Origin of the sequence: Citrobacter werkmanii (assembly GCF_008693645.1) — a bacterium.
Taxonomy (GTDB): Bacteria; Pseudomonadota; Gammaproteobacteria; order Enterobacterales; family Enterobacteriaceae; genus Citrobacter; species Citrobacter werkmanii.
In genome coordinates, this window is record NZ_CP044101.1 from 438,979 (window position 1) to 465,578 (window position 26,600).

Genomic DNA, 26,600 nt, shown 5'->3' on the forward strand with positions numbered 1-26,600 from the left:
CCAAGTCTCTGAGTGAACACGTAATTCATTACGAAGTTTAATTCACGAGCATCAAACTTAAATTGAAGAGTTTGATCATGGCTCAGATTGAACGCTGGCGGCAGGCCTAACACATGCAAGTCGAACGGTAGCACAGAGAGCTTGCTCTCGGGTGACGAGTGGCGGACGGGTGAGTAATGTCTGGGAAACTGCCCGATGGAGGGGGATAACTACTGGAAACGGTAGCTAATACCGCATAATGTCGCAAGACCAAAGAGGGGGACCTTCGGGCCTCTTGCCATCGGATGTGCCCAGATGGGATTAGCTAGTAGGTGGGGTAACGGCTCACCTAGGCGACGATCCCTAGCTGGTCTGAGAGGATGACCAGCCACACTGGAACTGAGACACGGTCCAGACTCCTACGGGAGGCAGCAGTGGGGAATATTGCACAATGGGCGCAAGCCTGATGCAGCCATGCCGCGTGTATGAAGAAGGCCTTCGGGTTGTAAAGTACTTTCAGCGAGGAGGAAGGCATTAAGGTTAATAACCTTAGTGATTGACGTTACTCGCAGAAGAAGCACCGGCTAACTCCGTGCCAGCAGCCGCGGTAATACGGAGGGTGCAAGCGTTAATCGGAATTACTGGGCGTAAAGCGCACGCAGGCGGTCTGTCAAGTCGGATGTGAAATCCCCGGGCTCAACCTGGGAACTGCATCCGAAACTGGCAGGCTAGAGTCTTGTAGAGGGGGGTAGAATTCCAGGTGTAGCGGTGAAATGCGTAGAGATCTGGAGGAATACCGGTGGCGAAGGCGGCCCCCTGGACAAAGACTGACGCTCAGGTGCGAAAGCGTGGGGAGCAAACAGGATTAGATACCCTGGTAGTCCACGCCGTAAACGATGTCGACTTGGAGGTTGTGCCCTTGAGGCGTGGCTTCCGGAGCTAACGCGTTAAGTCGACCGCCTGGGGAGTACGGCCGCAAGGTTAAAACTCAAATGAATTGACGGGGGCCCGCACAAGCGGTGGAGCATGTGGTTTAATTCGATGCAACGCGAAGAACCTTACCTACTCTTGACATCCACGGAATTTGGCAGAGATGCCTTAGTGCCTTCGGGAACCGTGAGACAGGTGCTGCATGGCTGTCGTCAGCTCGTGTTGTGAAATGTTGGGTTAAGTCCCGCAACGAGCGCAACCCTTATCCTTTGTTGCCAGCGGTCCGGCCGGGAACTCAAAGGAGACTGCCAGTGATAAACTGGAGGAAGGTGGGGATGACGTCAAGTCATCATGGCCCTTACGAGTAGGGCTACACACGTGCTACAATGGCATATACAAAGAGAAGCGACCTCGCGAGAGCAAGCGGACCTCATAAAGTATGTCGTAGTCCGGATTGGAGTCTGCAACTCGACTCCATGAAGTCGGAATCGCTAGTAATCGTGGATCAGAATGCCACGGTGAATACGTTCCCGGGCCTTGTACACACCGCCCGTCACACCATGGGAGTGGGTTGCAAAAGAAGTAGGTAGCTTAACCTTCGGGAGGGCGCTTACCACTTTGTGATTCATGACTGGGGTGAAGTCGTAACAAGGTAACCGTAGGGGAACCTGCGGTTGGATCACCTCCTTACCTTAAAGAACCGACCTTTGCAGTGCTCACACAGATTGTCTGATGAAAATTAGCAGTAAGAAAATCTCTGCAGGCTTGTAGCTCAGGTGGTTAGAGCGCACCCCTGATAAGGGTGAGGTCGGTGGTTCAAGTCCACTCAGGCCTACCAAATTTCTGCTGATGCTGCGTTGCGGCGACACTCACATACTTTAAGTATGCTTCGTGTCACCACGCCTTGCCTCAACAGAAATTAAGGTTGATGAGATTTGACGTCGATGGGGCTATAGCTCAGCTGGGAGAGCGCCTGCTTTGCACGCAGGAGGTCTGCGGTTCGATCCCGCATAGCTCCACCATCTTTACTGCAACAACCCAAGAAAACTTCAGAGTGTACCTGAAAAGGTTCACTGCGAAGTTTTGCTCTTTAAAAATCTGGATCAAGCTGAAAATTGAAACGACACACTGTTTCATTTCTCCGTAAACAAGAAATGAAAAGCGGTGTGTTCGAGTCTCTCAAATTTTCGCAATCAGAAGTGAAACATCTTCGGGTTGTGAGGTTAAGCGACTAAGCGTACACGGTGGATGCCCTGGCAGTCAGAGGCGATGAAGGACGTGCTAATCTGCGATAAGCGCCGGTAAGGTGATATGAACCGTTATAACCGGCGATTTCCGAATGGGGAAACCCAGTGTGATTCGTCACACTATCGTTAACTGAATACATAGGTTAACGAAGCGAACCGGGGGAACTGAAACATCTAAGTACCCCGAGGAAAAGAAATCAACCGAGATTCCCCCAGTAGCGGCGAGCGAACGGGGAGCAGCCCAGAGTCTGAATCAGCATGTGTGTTAGTGGAACGGTCTGGAAAGTCCGACGGTACAGGGTGATAGTCCCGTACACAAAAATGCACCTGTTGTGAACTCGAAGAGTAGGGCGGGACACGTGGTATCCTGTCTGAATATGGGGGGACCATCCTCCAAGGCTAAATACTCCTGACTGACCGATAGTGAACCAGTACCGTGAGGGAAAGGCGAAAAGAACCCCGGCGAGGGGAGTGAAAAAGAACCTGAAACCGTGTACGTACAAGCAGTGGGAGCACCTTCGGGTGTGACTGCGTACCTTTTGTATAATGGGTCAGCGACTTATATTCTGTAGCAAGGTTAACCGTATAGGGGAGCCGAAGGGAAACCGAGTCTTAACTGGGCGTTAAGTTGCAGGGTATAGACCCGAAACCCGGTGATCTAGCCATGGGCAGGTTGAAGGTTGGGTAACACTAACTGGAGGACCGAACCGACTAATGTTGAAAAATTAGCGGATGACTTGTGGCTGGGGGTGAAAGGCCAATCAAACCGGGAGATAGCTGGTTCTCCCCGAAAGCTATTTAGGTAGCGCCTCGTGAACTCATCTTCGGGGGTAGAGCACTGTTTCGGCTAGGGGGTCATCCCGACTTACCAACCCGATGCAAACTGCGAATACCGAAGAATGTTATCACGGGAGACACACGGCGGGTGCTAACGTCCGTCGTGAAGAGGGAAACAACCCAGACCGCCAGCTAAGGTCCCAAAGTCATGGTTAAGTGGGAAACGATGTGGGAAGGCACAGACAGCCAGGATGTTGGCTTAGAAGCAGCCATCATTTAAAGAAAGCGTAATAGCTCACTGGTCGAGTCGGCCTGCGCGGAAGATGTAACGGGGCTAAACCATGCACCGAAGCTGCGGCAGCGACACTATGTGTTGTTGGGTAGGGGAGCGTTCTGTAAGCCGTTGAAGGTGGCCTGTGAGGGTTGCTGGAGGTATCAGAAGTGCGAATGCTGACATAAGTAACGATAATGCGGGTGAAAAACCCGCACGCCGGAAGACCAAGGGTTCCTGTCCAACGTTAATCGGGGCAGGGTGAGTCGACCCCTAAGGCGAGGCCGAAAGGCGTAGTCGATGGGAAACAGGTTAATATTCCTGTACTTGGTGTTACTGCGAAGGGGGGACGGAGAAGGCTATGTTGGCCGGGCGACGGTTGTCCCGGTTTAAGCATGTAGGCGGAGGTTCCAGGTAAATCCGGTACCTTTTAACGCTGAGGTGTGATGACGAGGCACTACGGTGCTGAAGTGACAAATGCCCTGCTTCCAGGAAAAGCCTCTAAGCATCAGGTAACACGAAATCGTACCCCAAACCGACACAGGTGGTCAGGTAGAGAATACCAAGGCGCTTGAGAGAACTCGGGTGAAGGAACTAGGCAAAATGGTGCCGTAACTTCGGGAGAAGGCACGCTGATAGGTAGGTGAAGCGGTTTACCCGTGGAGCTGAAATCAGTCGAAGATACCAGCTGGCTGCAACTGTTTATTAAAAACACAGCACTGTGCAAACACGAAAGTGGACGTATACGGTGTGACGCCTGCCCGGTGCCGGAAGGTTAATTGATGGGGTTATCCGTAAGGAGAAGCTCTTGATCGAAGCCCCGGTAAACGGCGGCCGTAACTATAACGGTCCTAAGGTAGCGAAATTCCTTGTCGGGTAAGTTCCGACCTGCACGAATGGCGTAATGATGGCCAGGCTGTCTCCACCCGAGACTCAGTGAAATTGAACTCGCTGTGAAGATGCAGTGTACCCGCGGCAAGACGGAAAGACCCCGTGAACCTTTACTATAGCTTGACACTGAACACTGGTCCTTGATGTGTAGGATAGGTGGGAGGCTTTGAAGTGTGGACGCCAGTCTGCATGGAGCCATCCTTGAAATACCACCCTTTAATGGCTGGTGTTCTAACGTGGGCCCGTAATCCGGGTTGCGGACAGTGTCTGGTGGGTAGTTTGACTGGGGCGGTCTCCTCCCAAAGAGTAACGGAGGAGCACGAAGGTTAGCTAATCCTGGTCGGACATCAGGAGGTTAGTGCAAAGGCATAAGCTAGCTTGACTGCGAGAGTGACGGCTCGAGCAGGTGCGAAAGCAGGTCTTAGTGATCCGGTGGTTCTGAATGGAAGGGCCATCGCTCAACGGATAAAAGGTACTCCGGGGATAACAGGCTGATACCGCCCAAGAGTTCATATCGACGGCGGTGTTTGGCACCTCGATGTCGGCTCATCACATCCTGGGGCTGAAGTAGGTCCCAAGGGTATGGCTGTTCGCCATTTAAAGTGGTACGCGAGCTGGGTTTAGAACGTCGTGAGACAGTTCGGTCCCTATCTGCCGTGGGCGCTGGAGAATTGAGGGGGGCTGCTCCTAGTACGAGAGGACCGGAGTGGACGCATCACTGGTGTTCGGGTTGTCATGCCAATGGCACTGCCCGGTAGCTAAATGCGGAAGAGATAAGTGCTGAAAGCATCTAAGCACGAAACTTGCCCCGAGATGAGTTCTCCCTGACCCTTTAAGGGTCCTGAAGGAACGTTGAAGACGACGACGTTGATAGGTCGGGTGTGTAAGTGTAGCGATACATTGAGCTAACCGATACTAATGAACCGTGAGGCTTAACCTTACAACGCCGAAGGTGTTTTGGCGGATTTGAGAAGACAGATTTTCAGCCTGATACAGATAAGATTAGCCGGCGAAAAGCGGGTTAATAAACAGAATTTGCTTGGCGGCTGTAGCGCGGTGGTCCCACCTGACCCCATGCCGAACTCAGAAGTGAAACGCCGTAGCGCCGATGGTAGTGTGGGGTCTCCCCATGCGAGAGTAGGGAACTGCCAGGCATCAAATAAAGTGAAGAAGCCCATCCTGCCGGATGGGCTTTTTTGCGTCTGTACGAAATGAAACCTGCCGGATGCGGTGTCCCGCCTTATCCGGCCTACGTTGTGCGGAAGGCCCGGTCGAAAGACCGGGCCTTTTGTTTTATCTGTGGTCTGTCGGTGAGTGCTCTCCTGAGGAGGACAAATCCGCCGGGAGCGGATTTGAACGTTGCGCAGCAACGGCCCGGAGGGTGGCGGGCAGGACGCCCGCCATAAACTGCCAGGCATCAAATAAAGTGAAGAAGCCCGTCCTGCCGGATGGGCTTTTTTGCGTCTGTACGAAATGAAACCTGCCGGATGCGGCATCCCGCCTTATCCGGCCTGCCAAAGCGCATCAGGCAACCCCCTTGCCTCCATAAGACAAGCCATCCTGCGGCATATGCGGTAAACTAAGCGCGATTTTGCATCAGGAAAGCGTCTATGAATCACTCCCTTAAAGCCTGGAACACCTTCGGTATCGATCAACAAGCTAATGAGCTTGTCTGCGCCGAAAATGAGCAACAACTGCTGAATGCCTGGCAATCAGCGAATGCATCACATCATCCAGTACTGATCCTGGGCGAGGGGAGTAACGTCCTGTTTCTCGATACCTTCCATGGAACGGTGATCGTCAATCGAATCAAGGGCATTGAGATCACAGAACAACCTGAGGCGTGGCACCTGCACGTCGGTGCCGGTGAGAACTGGCATCATCTGGTACAGCACACGCTGCAAGAAGGTATGCCTGGACTGGAAAATCTGGCACTCATTCCAGGATGTGTCGGTTCATCGCCCATTCAGAATATTGGTGCTTATGGTGTGGAGCTGCAGCGTGTCTGTGAATATGTGGACTGCGTTGAACTGTCAACCGGCAAACATCTGCGCGTCAGCGCCGCGGAATGCCGTTTTGGTTACCGTGACAGCATCTTCAAGCATGAATATCAGGATCGTTTCGCAATTGTTGCCGTTGGTTTGCGCTTGCCTAAACAGTGGCAGCCCGTTCTCACTTACGGTGACTTGACGCGTCTGGATCCTACAACCGTGACGCCTCAGCAGGTTTTTGATTCTGTCTGTCATATGCGCACAACAAAGCTGCCTGACCCGAAAGTTAACGGTAATGCCGGTAGCTTCTTTAAAAACCCGGTTGTTACAGCGCACGTTGCGCAGGAACTGTTGGCCAAATTCCCGACTGCGCCTCATTACCCGCAGGTAGATGGTTCAGTAAAACTGGCTGCCGGCTGGCTTATCGATCAATGCCAGCTAAAAGGCATGCGTATTGGTGGTGCTGCGGTACATCAGCAGCAAGCACTGGTACTGATCAATGCAGACCGTGCGACCAGTCAGGATGTGGTACAACTAGCGCATCATGTACGCCAAAAAGTCGGTGAGAAATTCAATGTCTGGCTCGAACCCGAGGTCAGATTTATTGGCCCACAGGGTGAAGTGAATGCTGTGGAGATCATCGCATGAAAGATAATACCGTCCCCCTGACGCTTATTTCCTTGTTAGCCGACGGCGAATTTCATTCTGGTGAGCAGCTTGGTGAACAGCTGGGAATGAGCCGTGCGGCAATCAATAAGCATGTTCAGACGCTACGCGACTGGGGCGTTGATGTCTTTACTGTTCCCGGTAAAGGATACAGCTTACCTGAGCCTATCCAGTTATTAGACTCATCACTGATTCATTCTCAGTTGGATGGAGGGAATATCACGGTTCTGCCGGTTATCGACTCAACCAACCAGTACCTGATGGACCGTATTGGTCAACTGGAGTCAGGGGATGCCTGCGTCGCTGAGTATCAGCAGGCCGGTCGTGGTCGTCGCGGACGTAAGTGGTTCTCACCGTTTGGCGCCAATCTGTATCTCTCAATGTTCTGGCGACTGGAGCAAGGACCGGCAGCCGCAATTGGTCTGAGTCTGGTGATTGGTATTGTCATGGCGGAGGTTTTACGCGATTTGGGGGCGGATAAAGTCCGCGTGAAATGGCCGAACGATCTCTATCTGCTCGATCGTAAACTGGCCGGAATTCTGGTTGAACTCACCGGTAAGACGGGCGATGCCGCGCAAATTGTTATCGGTGCGGGTATTAATATGTCCATGCGCCGGGTAGAAGAGAATGTCGTTAATCAGGGCTGGATTAATCTCCAGGAAGCGGGAATTAACATTGACCGCAATACCCTTGCTGCCCGACTAATCCGCGAGCTGCGCGCTGCGTTGGTATTGTTTGAGCATGAGGGCTTAGCGCCGTATTTGTCCCGCTGGAAGACGCTGGACAACTTTATCGACCGCCCGGTAAAACTCATTATTGGCGATAAAGAAATATTTGGGATATCTCGTGGAATAGATGCACAAGGTGCATTATTGCTCGAACAAAATGGCGTGATAAAACCCTGGATGGGCGGAGAAATATCGCTCAGAAGCGCTGAATAATAACAAGGGGAGCTGCGGCTCCCCTTGTTAATTTATTTGCGTAGTCTGACCTCTTCAACAGCATGATTGGCGCTTTTGGTCATGATTAAGCTGGCACGCTCACGCGTTGGTAAAATATTTTGCTTTAAATTCATCCAGTTAATCTCTTTCCATAACGAAGTGGCCGTGTTGATTGCCTCGTCTTCCGACAATTTCGCATAATTATGGAAATAAGAGTCTGGGTTGGTAAATGCTCCTTCGCGGAATTTCAGGAAGCGGTTGATATACCACGTCTGGAGTAATTCCTCTGGTGCATCAACATAAATAGAAAAGTCGACAAAATCAGAAACAAATACATGATGTGGATCGTGAGGATAATCCATCCCGCTCTGTAATACATTAAGCCCTTCAAGTATTAATATGTCGGGTTGGGCAACAGTTTTGTCGCCATCAGGGATCACATCATAGATAAGATGGGAGTATACCGGTGCCGTGACGTTGGGTACGCCTGACTTCAAATCGGAAACGAATTTAACCAGGCGGTGCATATCATAGGACTGAGGGAAGCCTTTCTTCTTCATGAGTCCACGATCTTTCAACACCTGATTGGGATGAAGAAAACCGTCGGTCGTAATCAATTCAACCTTACGATGCTCAGGCCAGCGACTCAACAGTGCCTGCAAAACACGTGCTGTGGTGCTTTTGCCAACGGCGACGCTGCCAGCAATGCTGATAATATAAGGAATACGCTCGCCGTTAGTGCCTAAAAATTGCTCCAGCACCGCCTGACGTCGCAGGTTCGAACTGATGTAAAAATTTAGCAAACGCGATAGAGGCAAATAAATTTCGGCAACTTCTTCCAGCGACAAGTCTTCGTTAATGCCTTTCAGACGAGCAATCTCTTCCTCGGTCAGGGTCATTGGCACGGAATCACGAAGCGCAGCCCACTGGTTGCGATCAAACTGTAGGTAAGGCGACGTTAACGCTTGCTCTTTTATACTCATACGCATGGTCTGGCTGTCATTGCTATATCAGGTCTGCGGTAAAAAAACGAAATCATCCCCGGCACGCAATGGCACGCACATTTCAGTTAATTTGGACAATGGGCAGGAGGGTAACACCAGATGAGGGGGAATAATAAGAAAAAATCATCCCCTGAAAAGCAATGTGACGGCAATTCCAGATGTATAAAGAGGTACTTTCTCTCTATGGATAAGTGCATGGCGGCGAAAAACTTGCCTTTGGAAGGGCGCGCGCCGTTGGAAATTTGTCCAATCATACGAAGAAATAGATTATTTATCGGACGTATAGTGCAAAATGTGAGCGATAGAACATTTTATGCAATTTTTTAGTTGCATGAGTGCGCAGGTCTCCATAAAATGCGCGCTACTTGATGCCGACTTAGCTCAGTAGGTAGAGCAACTGACTTGTAATCAGTAGGTCACCAGTTCGATTCCGGTAGTCGGCACCATCAAGTCCGGTGGGGTTCCCGAGCGGCCAAAGGGAGCAGACTGTAAATCTGCCGTCACAGACTTCGAAGGTTCGAATCCTTCCCCCACCACCACTTTCTGGCAGCGTTATCGCCGCCTGAGTTGGTTAAAAAATTAATCAGCTCGAACATAAAAGAGAGAAATCTCTTTTTTGTTACAGAAAGAACTGGGTAGCCGAGTTTCAGGATGCGGGCATCGTATAATGGCTATTACCTCAGCCTTCCAAGCTGATGATGCGGGTTCGATTCCCGCTGCCCGCTCCAGACGTGCTGATATGGCTCAGTTGGTAGAGCGCACCCTTGGTAAGGGTGAGGTCCCCAGTTCGACTCTGGGTATCAGCACCACTTCACTTCTCCTTCCCGTTTCTCTCTGTTTACTTTTAAAAGCATTCAACAGCTCAGGTATATTGCCTGGTTGATGTGGTGATATCACCGATTTATCCGTGTCTTAGAGGGACAATCGATGTCTAAAGAAAAATTTGAACGTACTAAACCGCACGTTAACGTCGGTACTATCGGCCACGTTGACCATGGTAAAACAACGCTGACCGCTGCAATCACTACCGTACTGGCTAAAACCTACGGCGGTGCTGCTCGTGCATTCGACCAGATCGATAACGCGCCGGAAGAAAAAGCTCGTGGTATCACCATCAACACTTCTCACGTTGAATATGACACCCCGACTCGCCACTACGCACACGTAGACTGCCCGGGCCACGCCGACTATGTTAAAAACATGATTACCGGTGCTGCGCAGATGGACGGCGCGATCCTGGTTGTTGCTGCGACTGACGGCCCGATGCCGCAGACTCGTGAGCACATCCTGCTGGGTCGTCAGGTAGGCGTTCCGTACATCATCGTGTTCCTGAACAAATGCGACATGGTTGATGACGAAGAGCTGCTGGAACTGGTAGAAATGGAAGTTCGTGAACTTCTGTCTCAGTACGATTTCCCGGGCGACGATACGCCGATCGTTCGTGGTTCTGCTCTGAAAGCGCTGGAAGGCGAAGCAGAGTGGGAAGCGAAAATCATCGAACTGGCTGGCTTCCTGGACTCTTACATCCCGGAACCAGAGCGTGCGATTGACAAGCCGTTCCTGCTGCCTATCGAAGACGTATTCTCCATCTCCGGTCGTGGTACCGTTGTTACCGGTCGTGTAGAGCGCGGTATCATCAAAGTTGGCGAAGAAGTTGAAATCGTTGGTATCAAAGACACCGCTAAGTCTACCTGTACTGGCGTTGAAATGTTCCGCAAACTGCTGGACGAAGGCCGTGCTGGTGAGAACGTTGGTGTTCTGCTGCGTGGTATCAAACGTGAAGAAATCGAACGTGGTCAGGTACTGGCTAAGCCGGGCTCTATCAAGCCGCACACCAAGTTCGAATCTGAAGTGTACATCCTGTCCAAAGACGAAGGCGGCCGTCATACTCCGTTCTTCAAAGGCTACCGTCCGCAGTTCTACTTCCGTACTACTGACGTGACTGGCACCATCGAACTGCCGGAAGGCGTAGAGATGGTAATGCCGGGCGACAACATCAAAATGGTTGTTACCCTGATCCACCCAATCGCGATGGACGACGGTCTGCGTTTCGCAATCCGTGAAGGCGGCCGTACTGTTGGTGCGGGCGTTGTTGCCAAAGTAATGAGCTAATTGCCGAATAACATTTGACGCAATGCGCAATAAAAGGGCATCATTTGATGCCCTTTTTGCACGCTTTCACACCAGAACCTGGCTCATCAGTGATTTTTTTTGTCATAATCATTGCTGAGACAGGCTCTGAAGAGGGCGTTTAGTCCGAAACGCACCAGAGCATTTCGGTTTGGATCGCCTCGCTTACGCGGGGTGAAAATGTTTGTAGAATACTTCTGACAGGTTGGTTTATGAGTGCGAATACCGAAGCTCAAGGAAGCGGGCGCGGCCTGGAAGCGATGAAGTGGGTTGTTGTCGCTGTATTGCTGCTTGTAGCTATCGTTGGCAATTACCTTTATCGTGACATGATGCTGCCGCTGCGTGCGCTGGCCGTAGTGATTCTGATTGCCGCAGCGGGTGGTGTCGCGCTGTTGACAACAAAAGGTAAAGCGACCGTTGCTTTTGCCCGTGAAGCGAGAACCGAAGTCCGTAAGGTCATTTGGCCAACTCGCCAGGAAACATTGCACACCACATTAATTGTGGCTGCGGTTACCGCAGTAATGTCACTGATCCTGTGGGGACTGGATGGTATTCTGGTTCGCCTGGTATCCTTTATCACTGGCCTGAGGTTCTAAGATGTCTGAAGCCCCTAAAAAGCGCTGGTACGTCGTTCAGGCGTTTTCCGGTTTTGAAGGCCGCGTTGCCACGTCGCTGCGCGAATATATCAAGTTACAAAATATGGAAGAGCTGTTTGGCGAAGTCATGGTGCCGACAGAAGAAGTGGTCGAGATCCGTGGTGGCCAGCGTCGCAAGAGCGAACGTAAATTCTTCCCGGGCTATGTACTGGTCCAGATGGTCATGAATGATGCGAGCTGGCACCTGGTGCGCAGCGTTCCGCGTGTGATGGGCTTTATCGGCGGTACTTCTGACCGTCCGGCGCCAATCAGCGACAAAGAAGTTGATGCGATCATGAACCGTCTGCAGCAGGTTGGTGATAAGCCGCGTCCGAAAACGATGTTTGAGCCGGGCGAAATGGTCCGCGTTAGCGATGGTCCGTTTGCTGACTTTAACGGCGTAGTTGAAGAAGTGGACTACGAGAAGTCTCGTCTGAAAGTTTCTGTATCTATCTTCGGTCGTGCGACTCCGGTTGAACTGGACTTCGCCCAGGTTGAGAAAGCCTAACACGTCGATCAAAAAAGCGGCGATTTAATCGTTGCACAAGGCGCGAGATTGGAATACAATTTCGCGCCTTTTGTTTTTATGGACTCTGTCCGTAAAACGAATTTAAAAACACGGGGAGCCTCTTTGAGGCGCTATAACCCAACTAGAGGAATTTAGAATGGCTAAGAAAGTCCAAGCCTATGTCAAGCTGCAGGTTGCAGCTGGTATGGCTAACCCGAGTCCGCCGGTAGGTCCAGCACTGGGTCAACAAGGCGTGAACATCATGGAATTCTGCAAAGCGTTCAACGCAAAAACTGATTCCATTGAAAAAGGTCTGCCGATCCCGGTTGTTATCACCGTTTACGCTGACCGTTCTTTCACTTTCGTTACCAAAACGCCTCCGGCAGCAGTACTGCTGAAGAAAGCGGCTGGTATCAAGTCTGGTTCCGGCAAGCCGAACAAAGACAAAGTGGGTAAAATTTCCCGCGCTCAGCTGCAGGAAATCGCGCAGACCAAAGCTGCCGACATGACTGGTTCCGACATTGAAGCGATGACTCGCTCCATTGAAGGTACTGCACGTTCCATGGGCCTGGTAGTGGAGGACTAAGAAATGGCTAAACTGACCAAGCGTATGCGCGTGATCCGTGACAAAGTTGATGCAACTAAACAGTACGACATCAACGAAGCTATTGCTCTGCTGAAAGAGCTGGCCACTGCTAAATTCGTAGAAAGCGTGGACGTTGCCGTTAACCTCGGCATCGACGCTCGTAAATCTGACCAGAACGTACGTGGTGCAACTGTACTGCCGCACGGTACTGGCCGTTCTGTTCGCGTAGCCGTATTTACCCAGGGCGCAAACGCTGAAGCTGCTAAAGCTGCAGGCGCTGAACTGGTAGGTATGGAAGATCTGGCTGACCAGATCAAGAAAGGCGAAATGAACTTTGACGTTGTTATTGCTTCTCCGGATGCAATGCGCGTTGTTGGCCAGTTGGGTCAGGTTCTGGGTCCGCGCGGCCTGATGCCAAACCCGAAAGTTGGTACCGTAACTCCGAACGTTGCTGAAGCGGTTAAGAACGCTAAAGCTGGCCAGGTTCGTTACCGTAACGACAAAAACGGCATCATCCACACCACCATCGGTAAAGTGGATTTTGACGCTGACAAACTGAAAGAAAACCTGGAAGCTCTGCTGGTTGCGCTGAAAAAAGCAAAACCGACTCAGGCAAAAGGCGTGTACATCAAGAAAGTTAGCATCTCCACCACCATGGGTGCTGGTGTTGCCGTTGATCAGGCTGGTCTGAGCGCGTCTGCGAACGTCTAAGATTAGCTTTACGTGGGCGGCGAATTTGTCTACAATCTTCGCCCACGATTCTATTAGCTTCGGCCGATAGACAACAGATTTGTTCGTTGGAGCCTGGCCTATCCAGGCCTCCGTCGAAGACCGCAGGTGTTTCCCAAGAAACTTAATGCCCTGCGTAGACGGTGACAGAACGCTAAGATTATTTCTGATACTCTGGCTTGTTTCTGCTCACCGTATTTAGACGCTCTCTCCGTTGGGGGGAGTGAAGTGAGTTCCGGAACATGAGTTCCGGCAAACATCCAGGAGCAAAGCTAATGGCTTTAAATCTTCAAGACAAACAAGCGATTGTTGCTGAAGTCAGCGAAGTAGCCAAAGGCGCGCTGTCTGCAGTAGTTGCGGATTCCCGTGGCGTAACTGTAGATAAAATGACTGAACTGCGTAAAGCAGGTCGTGAAGCTGGCGTATACATGCGTGTTGTTCGTAACACCCTGCTGCGCCGCGTCGTTGAAGGTACTCAGTTCGAGTGCCTGAAAGACACGTTTGTTGGTCCGACCCTGATTGCATACTCTATGGAACACCCGGGCGCCGCTGCTCGTCTGTTCAAAGAGTTCGCGAAAGCGAATGCAAAATTTGAGGTCAAAGCCGCAGCCTTTGAAGGTGAGTTGATTACGGCATCGAATATCGACCGCCTGGCAACTCTGCCGACCTACGAAGAAGCAATTGCACGCCTGATGGCAACCATGAAAGAAGCTTCGGCTGGCAAACTGGTTCGTACTCTGGCTGCTGTACGCGATGCGAAAGAAGCTGCTTAATTGCAGTTACCTTTCTCAAGCATCTGCTTACGTATAAACTTATTCTGATTTTCAGGAACAATTTAAATGTCTATCACTAAAGATCAAATCATTGAAGCAGTATCCGCTATGTCCGTAATGGACGTTGTAGAACTGATTTCTGCAATGGAAGAAAAATTCGGTGTTTCCGCTGCTGCTGCTGTAGCTGTAGCTGCTGGCCCGGCTGAAGCTGCTGAAGAAAAAACTGAATTCGACGTAATTCTGAAAGCTGCTGGCGCTAACAAAGTTGCTGTTATCAAAGCAGTACGTGGCGCAACTGGCCTGGGTCTGAAAGAAGCTAAAGACCTGGTAGAATCTGCGCCGGCTGCGCTGAAAGAAGGCGTGAGCAAAGACGACGCAGAAGCACTGAAAAAATCTCTGGAAGAAGCTGGCGCTGAAGTTGAAGTTAAATAAGCCAACTTTTCTGGTTGCAGCCTAAGAAATTAGGCTGATGGCTGGTGACTTTTTAGTCACCAGCCTTTTTGCGCTGTAAGGCGCCAGTAGCGTTTCACACTGTTTGACTACTGCTGTGCCTTTCAATGCTTGTTTCTATCGACGTCTTAATATACTGCGACAGAGCGTCAGTTCTGTGTAAATCGCAATGAAATGGTTTAAGCGTGATAGCAACAGGCATTGCGGAAAGTATTCGATTTTCCGGTCAACAAAATAGTGTTGCACAAACTGTCCGCTCAATGGACAGATGGGTCGACTTGTCAGCGAGCTGAGGAACCCTAATGGTTTACTCCTATACCGAGAAAAAACGTATTCGTAAGGATTTTGGTAAACGTCCGCAAGTGTTGGACATACCTTATCTCCTTTCTATCCAGCTTGACTCGTTTCAGAAGTTCATCGAGCAAGATCCTGAAGGGCAGTATGGTCTGGAAGCAGCTTTCCGTTCCGTTTTCCCGATTCAGAGCTACAGCGGTAATTCCGAGCTGCAATACGTCAGCTACCGTCTTGGCGAACCGGTGTTTGACGTTCAGGAATGTCAGATCCGTGGCGTGACCTATTCCGCACCGCTGCGCGTAAAACTGCGTCTGGTGATCTACGAGCGCGAAGCGCCGGAAGGCACCGTAAAAGACATTAAAGAACAAGAAGTCTACATGGGCGAAATTCCGCTCATGACCGACAACGGTACCTTTGTTATCAACGGTACTGAGCGTGTTATCGTTTCTCAGCTGCACCGTAGTCCTGGCGTCTTCTTTGACTCCGACAAAGGTAAAACCCACTCTTCGGGTAAAGTGCTGTATAACGCGCGTATCATTCCTTACCGTGGTTCCTGGCTGGACTTCGAATTCGATCCGAAGGACAACCTGTTCGTACGTATTGACCGTCGCCGTAAACTGCCTGCGACCATCATTCTGCGTGCGCTGAACTACACCACTGAGCAGATCCTTGACCTGTTCTTTGAAAAAGTTGTTTTCGAAATTCGTGACAACAAGCTGCAGATGGAACTGGTGCCGGAACGCCTGCGTGGTGAAACCGCCTCCTTTGACATCGAAGCTAACGGCAAAGTCTACGTCGAAAAAGGCCGTCGCATCACTGCGCGCCATATTCGCCAACTGGAAAAAGACGATATCAAGCATATCGAAGTTCCGGTTGAATACATTGCTGGTAAGGTTGCGGCTAAAGACTACGTTGACGAATCTACTGGCGAGCTGATCTGCGCAGCTAACATGGAGCTGAGCCTGGATCTGCTGGCTAAGCTGAGCCAGTCTGGTCACAAGCGTATCGAAACGCTGTTCACTAACGATCTGGACCACGGTCCGTACATTTCTGAAACTGTACGCGTCGACCCAACCAACGATCGTCTGAGCGCGCTGGTAGAAATCTACCGCATGATGCGCCCTGGTGAGCCGCCGACTCGTGAAGCTGCGGAAAGCCTGTTCGAGAACCTGTTCTTCTCCGAAGACCGCTATGACCTGTCTGCGGTTGGTCGTATGAAGTTCAACCGTTCTCTGCTGCGCGACGAAATCGAAGGTTCCGGTATCCTGAGCAAAGACGACATCATTGAAGTGATGAAGAAGCTCATCGATATCCGTAACGGTAAAGGCGAAGTCGATGATATCGACCACCTTGGCAACCGTCGTATCCGTTCCGTAGGCGAAATGGCGGAAAACCAATTCCGCGTTGGCCTGGTGCGTGTTGAGCGTGCGGTGAAAGAGCGTCTGTCTCTGGGCGATCTGGATACCCTGATGCCTCAGGATATGATCAACGCCAAGCCGATTTCTGCAGCAGTGAAAGAGTTCTTTGGTTCCAGCCAGCTGTCTCAGTTTATGGACCAGAACAACCCGCTGTCTGAGATTACGCACAAACGTCGTATCTCCGCACTCGGCCCAGGCGGTTTGACCCGTGAACGCGCAGGCTTCGAAGTTCGAGACGTACACCCGACTCACTACGGTCGCGTATGTCCAATCGAAACGCCTGAAGGTCCGAACATCGGTCTGATCAACTCCCTATCCGTGTATGCACAGACTAACGAATACGGCTTCCTTGAGACGCCGTACCGTAAAGTGACCGACGGTGTTGTAACCGATGAAATTCACTACCTGTCTGCTATCGAAGAAGGTAACTACGTTATCGCTCAGGCGAACTCCAACCTGGATGACGAAGGCCACTTTGTAGAAGATCTGGTTACCTGCCGTAGCAAAGGCGAATCCAGCTTGTTCAGCCGTGACCAGGTTGACTACATGGACGTATCCACCCAGCAGGTGGTATCCGTCGGTGCGTCCCTGATCCCGTTCCTGGAACACGATGACGCCAACCGTGCATTGATGGGTGCGAACATGCAACGTCAGGCGGTTCCGACTCTGCGTGCTGATAAGCCGCTGGTTGGTACCGGTATGGAACGTGCTGTTGCCGTTGACTCCGGTGTTACTGCAGTTGCTAAACGTGGCGGTACTGTTCAGTACGTGGATGCTTCCCGTATCGTTATCAAAGTTAACGAAGACGAGATGTACCCGGGCGAAGCAGGTATCGACATTTATAACCTGACTAAATACACCCGTTCTAACCAGAACACCTGTATCAACCAGATGCCTTGCGTATCTCTGGGCGAGCCGGTTGAACGTGGTGATGTGCTGGCAGACGGTCCGTCCACCGACCTTGGTGAACTGGCGCTGGGTCAGAACATGCGCGTGGCATTCATGCCATGGAATGGTTACAACTTCGAAGACTCCATCCTCGTATCCGAGCGTGTTGTCCAGGAAGACCGTTTCACCACCATCCACATTCAGGAACTGGCATGTGTGTCCCGTGACACCAAGCTGGGGCCGGAAGAGATCACCGCTGACATCCCGAACGTGGGTGAAGCTGCGCTCTCCAAACTGGATGAATCCGGTATCGTTTATATCGGTGCGGAAGTGACCGGTGGCGATATTCTGGTTGGTAAGGTAACGCCGAAAGGTGAAACCCAGCTGACGCCGGAAGAGAAACTGCTGCGTGCGATCTTCGGTGAGAAAGCGTCTGACGTTAAAGACTCTTCTCTGCGCGTGCCAAACGGTGTTTCCGGTACGATTATCGACGTTCAGGTCTTTACTCGCGATGGCGTAGAAAAAGACAAACGTGCGCTGGAAATCGAAGAGATGCAGCTGAAGCAGGCTAAGAAAGACCTGTCTGAAGAACTGCAGATCCTCGAAGCTGGTCTGTTCAGCCGTATCTACGCTGTGCTGGTTTCCGGTGGTGTTGAAGCTGAGAAGCTCGACAAACTGCCGCGTGACCGCTGGTTAGAACTCGGCCTGACCGACGAAGAGAAACAGAATCAGCTGGAACAACTGGCTGAGCAGTACGACGAACTGAAACACGAATTCGAGAAAAAACTCGAAGCGAAACGCCGTAAAATCACTCAGGGCGACGATCTGGCACCGGGCGTGCTGAAGATTGTTAAGGTTTATCTGGCGGTTAAACGTCGGATCCAGCCTGGTGATAAGATGGCAGGTCGTCACGGTAACAAGGGTGTAATCTCTAAGATCAACCCGATCGAAGATATGCCACACGATGCTAACGGTACGCCGGTAGATATCGTACTGAACCCGCTGGGCGTACCATCGCGTATGAACATCGGTCAGATCCTTGAAACCCACCTGGGTATGGCTGCGAAAGGTATCGGCGATAAGATCAACGCCATGCTGAAACAGCAACAGGAAGTCGCCAAACTGCGCGAGTTCATCCAGCGTGCTTACGATCTGGGCTCAGATGTTCGTCAGAAAGTTGACCTGAATACCTTCAGCGATGAAGAAGTTCTGCGTCTGGCTGAAAACCTGAAAAAAGGTATGCCGATCGCAACGCCGGTCTTCGACGGTGCGAAAGAGTCTGAAATCAAGGAACTGTTACAGCTGGGTGGCCTGCCGACTTCCGGTCAGATTACCCTGTTCGACGGTCGTACCGGTGAGCAGTTCGAGCGCCAGGTTACCGTTGGCTACATGTACATGCTGAAACTGAACCACCTGGTTGATGACAAGATGCACGCGCGTTCTACCGGTTCTTACAGCCTGGTTACTCAGCAGCCGCTGGGTGGTAAGGCTCAGTTCGGTGGTCAGCGCTTCGGGGAGATGGAAGTGTGGGCGCTGGAAGCATATGGCGCGGCATACACCCTGCAGGAAATGCTCACCGTTAAGTCTGATGACGTGAACGGTCGTACTAAGATGTATAAAAACATCGTGGACGGCAACCATCAGATGGAACCAGGCATGCCGGAATCCTTCAACGTACTGTTGAAAGAGATTCGTTCGCTGGGTATCAACATCGAGCTGGAAGACGAGTAACTCTCGATCAAACAGGTCACTGGTGCTGGCGTAACAGCCAGCGCCAGATTGTGCTAACTCCGACGGGAGCAAATCCGTGAAAGATTTATTAAAGTTTCTGAAAGCGCAGACTAAAACCGAAGAGTTTGATGCGATCAAAATTGCTCTGGCCTCGCCAGACATGATCCGTTCATGGTCTTTCGGTGAAGTTAAGAAGCCGGAAACCATCAACTACCGTACGTTCAAACCTGAGCGTGACGGCCTTTTCTGCGCCCGTATCTTTGGGCCGGTAAAAGACTACGAGTGCCTGTGCGGTAAGTACAAGCGCCTGAAACATCGTGGTGTGATCTGTGAGAAGTGCGGCGTTGAAGTGACCCAGACCAAAGTACGCCGTGAGCGTATGGGCCACATCGAGCTGGCGTCTCCGACCGCGCATATCTGGTTCCTGAAATCGCTGCCGTCCCGTATCGGTCTGCTGCTCGATATGCCGCTGCGCGATATCGAACGCGTACTGTACTTCGAATCTTATGTCGTTATCGAAGGCGGTATGACCAACCTGGAACGTCAACAGATCCTGACTGAAGAGCAGTATCTGGACGCGCTGGAAGAGTTCGGTGACGAATTCGACGCGAAGATGGGTGCGGAAGCTATCCAGGCCCTGCTGAAGAGCATGGATCTGGAGCAAGAGTGTGAAACTCTGCGCGAAGAGCTGAACGAAACCAACTCCGAAACCAAGCGTAAAAAGCTGACCAAGCGTATCAAACTGCTGGAAGCCTTCGTACAGTCTGGCAACAAGCCAGAGTGGATGATCCTGACCGTTCTGCCGGTTCTGCCGCCAGATCTGCGTCCGCTGGTTCCGCTTGATGGCGGTCGTTTCGCAACGTCAGATCTGAACGATCTGTATCGTCGCGTGATCAACCGTAACAACCGTCTGAAGCGTCTGTTGGATCTGGCTGCGCCGGACATCATCGTACGCAACGAAAAACGTATGCTGCAGGAAGCGGTTGACGCCCTGCTGGATAACGGTCGTCGCGGTCGTGCGATCACCGGTTCTAACAAGCGTCCTCTGAAATCTTTGGCCGATATGATCAAAGGTAAACAGGGTCGTTTCCGTCAGAACCTGCTCGGTAAGCGTGTTGACTACTCCGGTCGTTCTGTAATCACCGTAGGTCCATACCTGCGTCTGCATCAGTGCGGTCTGCCGAAGAAAATGGCACTGGAACTGTTCAAACCGTTCATCTACGGCAAGCTGGAACTGCGTGGCCTCGCCACCACCATCAAAGCCGCTAAGAAAATGGTTGAGCGTGAAGAAGCTGTCGTTTGGGATATCCTGGACGAAGTTATCCGCGAACACCCGGTACTGTTGAACCGTGCACCAACCCTGCACCGTCTGGGTATCCAGGCATTTGAGCCGGTACTGATCGAAGGTAAAGCTATCCAGCTGCACCCGCTGGTTTGTGCGGCATATAACGCCGACTTCGATGGTGACCAGATGGCTGTTCACGTACCGCTGACGCTGGAAGCCCAGCTTGAAGCGCGTGCGCTGATGATGTCTACCAACAACATCCTGTCCCCGGCGAACGGCGAACCTATCATCGTTCCGTCTCAGGACGTTGTATTGGGTCTGTACTACATGACCCGTGACTGTGTTAACGCCAAAGGCGAAGGCATGGTGCTGACTGGCCCGAAAGAAGCTGAGCGTATCTATCGCGCTGGCCTGGCCTCTCTGCATGCGCGCGTTAAAGTGCGTATCACTGAATATGAAAAAGATGAAAACGGCGAATTCGTTGCGCACACCAGCCTGAAAGACACGACCATTGGTCGCGCCATTCTGTGGATGATCGTACCGAAAGGTCTGCCTTTCTCCATCGTCAACCAGGCGCTGGGTAAGAAAGCCATCTCCAAAATGCTGAACACCTGTTACCGCATTCTGGGCCTGAAGCCGACCGTTATCTTCGCTGACCAGACAATGTACACCGGCTTTGCTTATGCAGCGCGTTCAGGTGCATCTGTTGGTATTGATGACATGGTCATCCCGGAGAAGAAACACGAGATCATCTCTGAAGCGGAAGCTGAAGTTGCTGAGATCCAGGAGCAGTTCCAGTCTGGTCTGGTAACCGCAGGCGAACGCTATAACAAAGTTATCGATATCTGGGCTGCGGCGAACGATCGTGTATCCAAAGCGATGATGGATAACCTGCAGACTGAAACCGTTATTAACCGTGACGGCGTAGAAGAGCAGCAGGTTTCCTTCAACAGCATTTACATGATGGCCGACTCCGGTGCGCGTGGTTCAGCAGCACAGATTCGTCAGCTGGCTGGTATGCGTGGTCTGATGGCGAAGCCAGATGGCTCCATCATCGAAACGCCAATCACCGCGAACTTCCGTGAAGGTCTGAACGTACTCCAGTACTTCATCTCTACTCACGGTGCGCGTAAAGGTCTGGCGGATACCGCACTGAAAACAGCGAACTCCGGTTATCTGACGCGTCGTCTGGTTGACGTTGCGCAGGACCTGGTTGTTACTGAGGACGATTGCGGCACGCTGGAAGGCATCACCATGACCCCGGTTATCGAGGGTGGTGACGTTAAAGAGCCGCTGCGCGATCGCGTTCTGGGTCGTGTGACTGCTGAAGACGTTCTGAAGCCGGGTACCGCGGATATTCTGGTTCCACGTAACACGCTGCTGCACGAACAGTGGTGTGACCTGCTGGAAGAGAACTCCGTTGACTCCGTGAAAGTCCGTTCCGTTGTATCCTGTGACACCGACTTTGGTGTATGTGCGCACTGCTATGGTCGTGACCTGGCGCGTGGCCACATCATCAACAAAGGTGAAGCAATCGGCGTTATCGCGGCACAGTCCATCGGTGAACCGGGTACACAGCTGACGATGCGTACGTTCCACATCGGTGGTGCGGCATCTCGTGCGGCTGCTGAATCCAGCATCCAGGTGAAAAACAAAGGTAGCATCCGTCTGAGCAATGCGAAGTCGGTTGTTAACTCCAGCGGTAAACTGGTTATCACCTCACGTAACACCGAACTGAAACTGATCGACGAATTCGGTCGTACCAAAGAAAGCTATAAAGTGCCTTACGGCTCCGTTATGGCGAAAGGTGATGGCGAACAGGTTGCTGGCGGCGAAACCGTAGCGAACTGGGATCCGCACACCATGCCGGTTATCACCGAAGTGAGTGGTTTCGTCCGCTTCACTGACATGATCGACGGCCAGACCATTACTCGTCAGACCGACGAGCTGACCGGTCTGTCTTCTCTGGTCGTTCTGGATTCTGCAGAGCGTACGTCGGGTGGTAAAGACCTGCGTCCGGCACTGAAAATTGTTGATGCTCAGGGCAACGACGTTCTGATCCCAGGCACCGATATGCCTGCTCAGTACTTCCTGCCAGGTAAAGCGATTGTTCAGCTGGAAGATGGCGTACAGATCAGCTCTGGTGACACCCTGGCCCGTGTTCCGCAGGAATCCGGCGGTACCAAGGACATCACCGGTGGTCTGCCGCGCGTTGCGGACCTGTTCGAAGCTCGTCGTCCGAAAGAGCCGGCAATCCTGGCTGAAATCAGCGGCATCATTTCCTTCGGTAAAGAAACCAAAGGGAAACGTCGCCTGGTTATCACCCCGGTAGACGGTAGCGAACCTTACGAAGAGATGATTCCGAAATGGCGTCAGCTCAACGTGTTCGAAGGTGAACGTGTAGAACGTGGTGACGTGGTTTCCGACGGTCCGGAAGCGCCGCACGACATCCTGCGTCTGCGTGGTGTGCATGCTGTAACTCGTTACATCGTTAACGAAGTTCAGGACGTATACCGTCTGCAGGGTGTTAAGATTAACGATAAACACATCGAAGTTATCGTTCGTCAGATGCTGCGTAAAGCCACCATCGAAAGCGCTGGTAGCTCCGACTTCCTGGAAGGCGAGCAGGTTGAATACTCCCGCGTCAAGATCGCTAACCGCGAGCTGGAAGCGAACGGCAAAGTGGGCGCAACCTTCTCCCGCGATCTGCTGGGTATCACCAAAGCGTCTCTGGCAACTGAGTCGTTCATCTCCGCGGCATCGTTCCAGGAGACCACTCGCGTGCTGACCGAAGCAGCCGTTGCGGGCAAACGCGACGAACTGCGCGGTCTGAAAGAGAACGTCATCGTGGGTCGTCTGATCCCGGCCGGTACCGGTTACGCGTACCACCAGGATCGTATGCGCCGTCGCGCAGCGGGCGAACTGCCAGCTGCTCCGCAGGTGACTGCTGAAGATGCGTCTGCCAGCCTGGCAGAACTGCTGAACGCAGGCCTGGGCGGTTCTGACAACGATTAATCGTTGCTGACCATAATAAAAAACCCGCTTCGGCGGGTTTTTTTATGTCTATGTTATGCCTGATGGCGCTGCTCTTATACGGTCTGTGAGGTTACGAAGCCGCCATCCGGCAGTGTTATTAATTTACCGGCGGCAACCGCCGATAAAGCTCAATCATGTCGCCCGCCAAATCCTGAATCACCATCGCGTTCATCAGGTGATCCTGCGAATGGACTGTGATGAGATTAACCGGTAGCTTGCCGGTACCTTCGTCAATGCCGATTAGCTGGGTCTGGATTTTATGTGCCTGTTTGACGTACTCGCGTGATTCCACCATTGCTTGTTCCGCACCAGTAAAGTCACCTTTACGCGCCAGTTGTAGCGCTGTCAGGGCCTGACTGCGGGCGGCTCCGGCGTTGACCAATAATTCCATGATGATCGTTTCTAACTCTTCCATGTCATCACTCCAGTAGCTTCAGCGCTTTTTCCAGTACGGCATCACCTTTCATCATGCCGTAATCCATCATATCGATAACGGCGACTTTTTTGCCTAGCGGGTCGGCGAGCGCCTGCAGCTTGGCCTGCTCATATTTAACCTGTGGACCAAGCAACACGATATCTGCAGTGACGATATTCTCTTCAAACTCAGCTACCGGGACAGCTTTGATCGTGACGTCGACACCTTTTTTCTGGGCGGCATCTTTCATCCTTTGTACCAGCATGCTGGTGGACATTCCGGCGGCACAGCATAAAACGATGTTTTTCATAAGCAGTCTCGCTCAACATGTGTGGGTTGATAATTATCGCGAGCCAGCTGTAGCAACAACTGCTTTGCAACGATTGTGTGCAAGGCATCACAAAGAAAACCACTTTTTCTGAAACCGGTTACAAAAAGAAGCAAAACTCAACGATCTGAACCGAGGCTGGCGGCTCTTTGGTACGCTTATCACATGCGGGAATATATAATTACTGGCAATAAAAACATGTTATAAAAAACAGTATTGACAGCGTTTTTTAAACCCGTATGTTAATGCTTAACAGCAGGGAAATAGTCGTTTGCTGTTAACGTAGTAAGTGTTAGTAAAGCTTTATTGGGGGTTGCGATAAAGGCCACGAAGTATTTTTTGTTTGGGGTAGTCGATGCTGAAAACGCTATTTTTTCACTTCGACAATGCTTTCAGGCCACGTAGTTGATTTATCTAATCGCAAAAAGTTAGTAAAGCGCGACGATGTAACGCCATGATTTAATAGTAAGTGTTTGTGATTTCTGTTTTTATGGTTATCGCAAGGGAAATAAGGCAACGCATCAAAGAGTATATGTCGCGAGGGGAAGTGTACTTGTTTAGGTCACCAGCCTTGAGTTTTATTATCAAGCCGGTGGAATGTGTTTAACGGTAAATAGAGGAAAGTTTTAGTTAGTATCAAAATCCAATATTATCTGTAGTAAACCTGTACATTTTAAAGTAGTACCATCAGCAGTACTAAATCGTTAAGTTTATTAATGTTAAATCTGAAGTTTGTAGTAACTTAAAGCCCTGACTGCACTAGTCGGGGCTTTTGTTTAATGCGATCGCTCCGGGCTTACGGCATCTGCGTAGCGCGCCCCAGATAGCTGTCCCAGTCTTTCCACACGGGCTGTAATCCCCGCGCCATGAGTGCTTCAGCAACGGCTTCAGGGCGACGGTCGTCGTGCGGGGAAAACTGCTCCAGTTCTGGATGGTTATCGGCATAACCGCCAGGCTGGGTTTTTGAGAAGGCGCTGACATTGTTGATCGCCAGTGGGATCACATGGTCACGAAACCAGGGTGATTCGCGGGTGGAGAGCGACAGCTCAATTTCTGGCGTCAGTAAACGAAACGCGCAAATGCTCTGGAGCAACTGTCGCTCGTCCATGATCGATGCGGGTTCAACGCCCCCGGTGCATGGGCGCAGACGAGGAAAGGAGATGGAGTAGCGGCTCTGCCAGTAATGCTGCTGCATCCACAGCAGATGTTCGGCGACCATATAACAATCCACCCGCCAGCTGTCAGACAAACCAATCAACGCGCCAAGACCGATTTTATCGATTCCAGCGCGGCCCAGCCTGTCCGGTGTTTCCAGCCGCCAGAAGAAATCCTGTTTTTTCCCCTTTAAATGATGATGGGCATAAGTCGCTTCATGATAGCTCTCCTGATACACCATCACCCCGTCCAGCCCCAGCCTCTTCAGCTCGGCATATTCCTCGGTTGCCAGCGGCTGCACTTCCATCTGTAACGAGGCGAACTGACGGCGAATGTCAGGTAAATGGCGGCGAAAGTAGTCCATGCCCACTTTGCTCTGGTGTTCACCGGTGACCAGCAGCAGGTGTTCAAAACCTAACTCGCGGATGGCGGCGCACTCGCGGGCGATTTCTGCCTCGTCCAGCGTCTTACGTTTGATGCGGTTGCTCATAGAAAAACCGCAGTAGGTACAGTCATTGGCGCAGAGGTTTGAGAGATAAAGCGGCACGTAAAAACTGACGGTGTTGCCGAAGCGCTGGCGAGTCAGCCTTTGCGCCCGTTGCGCCAGCGGTTCAAGGTAATCGGCGGCGGCGGGGGAGAGCAGTGCCATCAGGTTGTCACGACTTAGCTGTGGAGTGTTAAGCGCGCGTTCCACGTCAGCGGCGGTTTTACCGTTGATGCGCAGGCGAATGTCGTCCCACTCCAGTTGCCGCCAGCGGTCGGTGAAGGTTTTCATGCTAACGCCTCCAGAAAGCCGGTGAGCGGGCTGGTGGCGCTGGCCTGCGAACTTTTGCTTCCTGGCACAGCCTGCCGCGCCAGTAATCCGGCTTCCACCGCCAGACGAAAAGCGGTTGCCATCATCACCGGATCGTCCGCCACGGCAATCGCCGTGTTGACCAGCACCGCATCAGCGCCCATTTCCAGCGCCTGCGCCGCGTGGCTGGGCACGCCGATCCCGGCGTCGACCACCACTGGCACGGTGGCCTGCTGGATAATGATCTCCAGCATGGCTTTGGTTTCCAGCCCCTGGTTAGAGCCGATAGGCGCGCCGAGCGGCATCACCGCCGCGCAGCCGACCTCTTCCAGCCGCTTGCACAAAACCGGATCCGCGCCGCAGTAGGGCAGCACGACAAACCCCTGCTTCACCAGCGCCTCGGCGGCTTTTAGCGTTTCGATTGGATCCGGCAGCAGCCAACGGGCGTCCGGGTGGATTTCTAATTTCAGCCAGTGGGTGCCCAGCGCTTCACGCGCCAGTTGGGCGGCGAAGATCGCCTCTTCGGCGGTTTTCGCCCCAGAGGTATTGGGCAGCAGCGTGACGCCCGCTTCAATTAGCGGCGCCAGAATCGCATCGTTGTGCTGGCGCAGGTCCACGCGCTTCATCGCCAGCGTCACCAACTGGCTGCCGGAAGCGCGAATCGCCTCGACCATCAGCTGCGAAGAGGCAAACTTCCCGGTACCGGTGAACAGATGTGAATCAAACGTTTTGTCGGCAATACGTAACAT

Annotated in this window: 16 protein-coding genes, 6 tRNA genes, 3 rRNA genes and 1 pseudogene; 20 read left to right on the plus strand and 6 right to left on the minus strand. The window is 52.0% G+C overall.

Annotated elements, in window-relative coordinates; genetic code table 11:
- Window positions 1–59: 59 nt before the first annotated feature.
- The 7 genes from FOB24_RS02790 (at window position 60) to birA (ending at window position 7,693) form a co-directional block, all read left to right on the plus strand.
- Window positions 60–1,599, plus strand: a 16S ribosomal RNA gene (locus tag FOB24_RS02790).
- Between the two features lie 71 nt (window positions 1,600–1,670).
- Window positions 1,671–1,747, plus strand: a tRNA-Ile gene (locus tag FOB24_RS02795).
- 108 nt (window positions 1,748–1,855) lie between these two features.
- Window positions 1,856–1,931 (plus strand) — tRNA-Ala (locus FOB24_RS02800).
- A gap of 199 nt (window positions 1,932–2,130) precedes the next feature.
- Window positions 2,131–5,035 (plus strand): 23S ribosomal RNA (locus FOB24_RS02805).
- A 98-nt stretch (window positions 5,036–5,133) separates the two neighbouring features.
- Window positions 5,134–5,249 (plus strand): 5S ribosomal RNA (gene rrf / locus FOB24_RS02810).
- The 16S, 23S and 5S rRNA genes sit together here with 2 tRNA genes alongside, the layout of an rRNA operon.
- 456 nt (window positions 5,250–5,705) lie before the next feature.
- On the plus strand, window positions 5,706–6,734 hold the full coding sequence (murB, locus tag FOB24_RS02815; protein WP_087856916.1) for a UDP-N-acetylmuramate dehydrogenase: 1,029 nt from the start codon (window positions 5,706–5,708) through the stop codon (window positions 6,732–6,734).
- On the plus strand, window positions 6,731–7,693 hold the full coding sequence (gene birA, locus FOB24_RS02820) for a bifunctional biotin--[acetyl-CoA-carboxylase] ligase/biotin operon repressor BirA (RefSeq protein WP_038636096.1): 963 nt from the start codon (window positions 6,731–6,733) through the stop codon (window positions 7,691–7,693). Before murB ends, birA begins: the two co-directional genes overlap by 4 nt.
- A 32-nt stretch (window positions 7,694–7,725) precedes the next feature.
- Here birA and coaA read toward each other — a convergent pair whose 3' ends face one another.
- Complete coding sequence (coaA, locus tag FOB24_RS02825; protein WP_150344488.1) at window positions 7,726–8,676, minus strand: type I pantothenate kinase; 951 nt, start codon at window positions 8,674–8,676, stop codon at window positions 7,726–7,728.
- A gap of 291 nt (window positions 8,677–8,967) precedes the next feature.
- Window positions 8,968–9,048 (minus strand): annotated as a pseudogene (locus FOB24_RS24380) (hypothetical protein); the annotation flags it as partial.
- Window positions 9,049–9,067: 19 nt separating this feature from the next.
- Here FOB24_RS24380 and FOB24_RS02835 point away from each other — a divergent pair.
- The 13 genes from FOB24_RS02835 (at window position 9,068) to rpoC (ending at window position 23,139) form a co-directional block, all read left to right on the plus strand.
- Window positions 9,068–9,143, plus strand: a tRNA-Thr gene (locus FOB24_RS02835).
- Window positions 9,144–9,151: 8 nt separating this feature from the next.
- Window positions 9,152–9,236: transfer RNA gene (locus tag FOB24_RS02840), tRNA-Tyr, on the plus strand.
- A 114-nt stretch (window positions 9,237–9,350) separates the two neighbouring features.
- Window positions 9,351–9,425, plus strand: a tRNA-Gly gene (locus FOB24_RS02845).
- Window positions 9,426–9,430: 5 nt separating this feature from the next.
- Window positions 9,431–9,506 (plus strand) — tRNA-Thr (locus FOB24_RS02850).
- Window positions 9,507–9,624: 118 nt separating this feature from the next.
- A complete protein-coding gene (gene tuf / locus FOB24_RS02855) occupies window positions 9,625–10,809 on the plus strand; it encodes an elongation factor Tu (RefSeq protein WP_016157942.1) in 1,185 nt (394 codons plus the stop codon).
- 230 nt (window positions 10,810–11,039) lie between these two features.
- Window positions 11,040–11,423 carry a preprotein translocase subunit SecE gene (secE, locus tag FOB24_RS02860; protein WP_003033128.1) on the plus strand — a complete coding sequence of 128 codons (384 nt, stop codon included), beginning with the start codon at window positions 11,040–11,042 and terminating at the stop codon, window positions 11,421–11,423.
- A 1-nt stretch (window position 11,424) separates the two neighbouring features.
- Window positions 11,425–11,970: a transcription termination/antitermination protein NusG gene (nusG, locus tag FOB24_RS02865; protein ID WP_003033125.1), complete on the plus strand. Its 546-nt coding sequence runs from the start codon at window positions 11,425–11,427 to the stop codon at window positions 11,968–11,970.
- A gap of 157 nt (window positions 11,971–12,127) precedes the next feature.
- The gene (rplK, locus tag FOB24_RS02870) at window positions 12,128–12,556 is read left to right on the plus strand and encodes a 50S ribosomal protein L11 (protein ID WP_038636105.1); all 429 of its coding nucleotides are present in this window, start codon (window positions 12,128–12,130) and stop codon (window positions 12,554–12,556) included.
- 3 nt (window positions 12,557–12,559) lie between these two features.
- Window positions 12,560–13,267 (plus strand): 50S ribosomal protein L1, encoded by a 708-nt coding sequence (rplA, locus tag FOB24_RS02875; protein ID WP_006688358.1) that lies wholly within the window; start codon window positions 12,560–12,562, stop codon window positions 13,265–13,267.
- 293 nt (window positions 13,268–13,560) lie between these two features.
- Window positions 13,561–14,058 (plus strand): 50S ribosomal protein L10, encoded by a 498-nt coding sequence (gene rplJ / locus FOB24_RS02880; protein WP_005132895.1) that lies wholly within the window; start codon window positions 13,561–13,563, stop codon window positions 14,056–14,058.
- A gap of 66 nt (window positions 14,059–14,124) precedes the next feature.
- A complete protein-coding gene (gene rplL / locus FOB24_RS02885) occupies window positions 14,125–14,490 on the plus strand; it encodes a 50S ribosomal protein L7/L12 (RefSeq protein ID WP_000028882.1) in 366 nt (121 codons plus the stop codon).
- A gap of 320 nt (window positions 14,491–14,810) precedes the next feature.
- Window positions 14,811–18,839, plus strand: coding sequence for a DNA-directed RNA polymerase subunit beta (gene rpoB / locus FOB24_RS02890; RefSeq protein ID WP_003033111.1), 4,029 nt, complete (start codon window positions 14,811–14,813; stop codon window positions 18,837–18,839).
- A gap of 76 nt (window positions 18,840–18,915) precedes the next feature.
- On the plus strand, window positions 18,916–23,139 hold the full coding sequence (gene rpoC, locus FOB24_RS02895; RefSeq protein WP_038636118.1) for a DNA-directed RNA polymerase subunit beta': 4,224 nt from the start codon (window positions 18,916–18,918) through the stop codon (window positions 23,137–23,139).
- Between the two features lie 118 nt (window positions 23,140–23,257).
- Here rpoC and FOB24_RS02900 read toward each other — a convergent pair whose 3' ends face one another.
- From FOB24_RS02900 to thiG, 4 genes are all read right to left on the minus strand, one after another.
- The gene (locus FOB24_RS02900) at window positions 23,258–23,575 is read right to left on the minus strand and encodes a PTS lactose/cellobiose transporter subunit IIA (RefSeq protein ID WP_038636121.1); all 318 of its coding nucleotides are present in this window, start codon (window positions 23,573–23,575) and stop codon (window positions 23,258–23,260) included.
- Between the two features lie 4 nt (window positions 23,576–23,579).
- Window positions 23,580–23,885: a PTS sugar transporter subunit IIB gene (locus FOB24_RS02905; protein ID WP_085049794.1), complete on the minus strand. Its 306-nt coding sequence runs from the start codon at window positions 23,883–23,885 to the stop codon at window positions 23,580–23,582.
- 814 nt (window positions 23,886–24,699) lie between these two features.
- Window positions 24,700–25,833, minus strand: coding sequence for a 2-iminoacetate synthase ThiH (gene thiH, locus FOB24_RS02910; protein WP_150344489.1), 1,134 nt, complete (start codon window positions 25,831–25,833; stop codon window positions 24,700–24,702).
- Window positions 25,830–26,600 carry a thiazole synthase gene (thiG, locus tag FOB24_RS02915; RefSeq protein WP_045344040.1) on the minus strand — a complete coding sequence of 257 codons (771 nt, stop codon included), beginning with the start codon at window positions 26,598–26,600 and terminating at the stop codon, window positions 25,830–25,832. The genes thiH and thiG overlap by 4 nt, the downstream gene beginning before the upstream one ends.

Coding starts and splice junctions, on each gene's coding strand:
- murB (WP_087856916.1), top strand. CDS start 5,706: ATGAATCACTCCCTTAAAGCCTGGAACACCTTCGGTATCGATCAACAA.
- birA (WP_038636096.1), top strand. CDS start 6,731: ATGAAAGATAATACCGTCCCCCTGACGCTTATTTCCTTGTTAGCCGAC.
- coaA (WP_150344488.1), bottom strand. CDS start 8,676: ATGAGTATAAAAGAGCAAGCGTTAACGTCGCCTTACCTACAGTTTGAT.
- tuf (WP_016157942.1), top strand. CDS start 9,625: ATGTCTAAAGAAAAATTTGAACGTACTAAACCGCACGTTAACGTCGGT.
- secE (WP_003033128.1), top strand. CDS start 11,040: ATGAGTGCGAATACCGAAGCTCAAGGAAGCGGGCGCGGCCTGGAAGCG.
- nusG (WP_003033125.1), top strand. CDS start 11,425: ATGTCTGAAGCCCCTAAAAAGCGCTGGTACGTCGTTCAGGCGTTTTCC.
- rplK (WP_038636105.1), top strand. CDS start 12,128: ATGGCTAAGAAAGTCCAAGCCTATGTCAAGCTGCAGGTTGCAGCTGGT.
- rplA (WP_006688358.1), top strand. CDS start 12,560: ATGGCTAAACTGACCAAGCGTATGCGCGTGATCCGTGACAAAGTTGAT.
- rplJ (WP_005132895.1), top strand. CDS start 13,561: ATGGCTTTAAATCTTCAAGACAAACAAGCGATTGTTGCTGAAGTCAGC.
- rplL (WP_000028882.1), top strand. CDS start 14,125: ATGTCTATCACTAAAGATCAAATCATTGAAGCAGTATCCGCTATGTCC.
- rpoB (WP_003033111.1), top strand. CDS start 14,811: ATGGTTTACTCCTATACCGAGAAAAAACGTATTCGTAAGGATTTTGGT.
- FOB24_RS02900 (WP_038636121.1), bottom strand. CDS start 23,575: ATGGAAGAGTTAGAAACGATCATCATGGAATTATTGGTCAACGCCGGA.
- FOB24_RS02905 (WP_085049794.1), bottom strand. CDS start 23,885: ATGAAAAACATCGTTTTATGCTGTGCCGCCGGAATGTCCACCAGCATG.
- thiH (WP_150344489.1), bottom strand. CDS start 25,833: ATGAAAACCTTCACCGACCGCTGGCGGCAACTGGAGTGGGACGACATT.
- thiG (WP_045344040.1), bottom strand. CDS start 26,600: ATGTTACGTATTGCCGACAAAACGTTTGATTCACATCTGTTCACCGGT.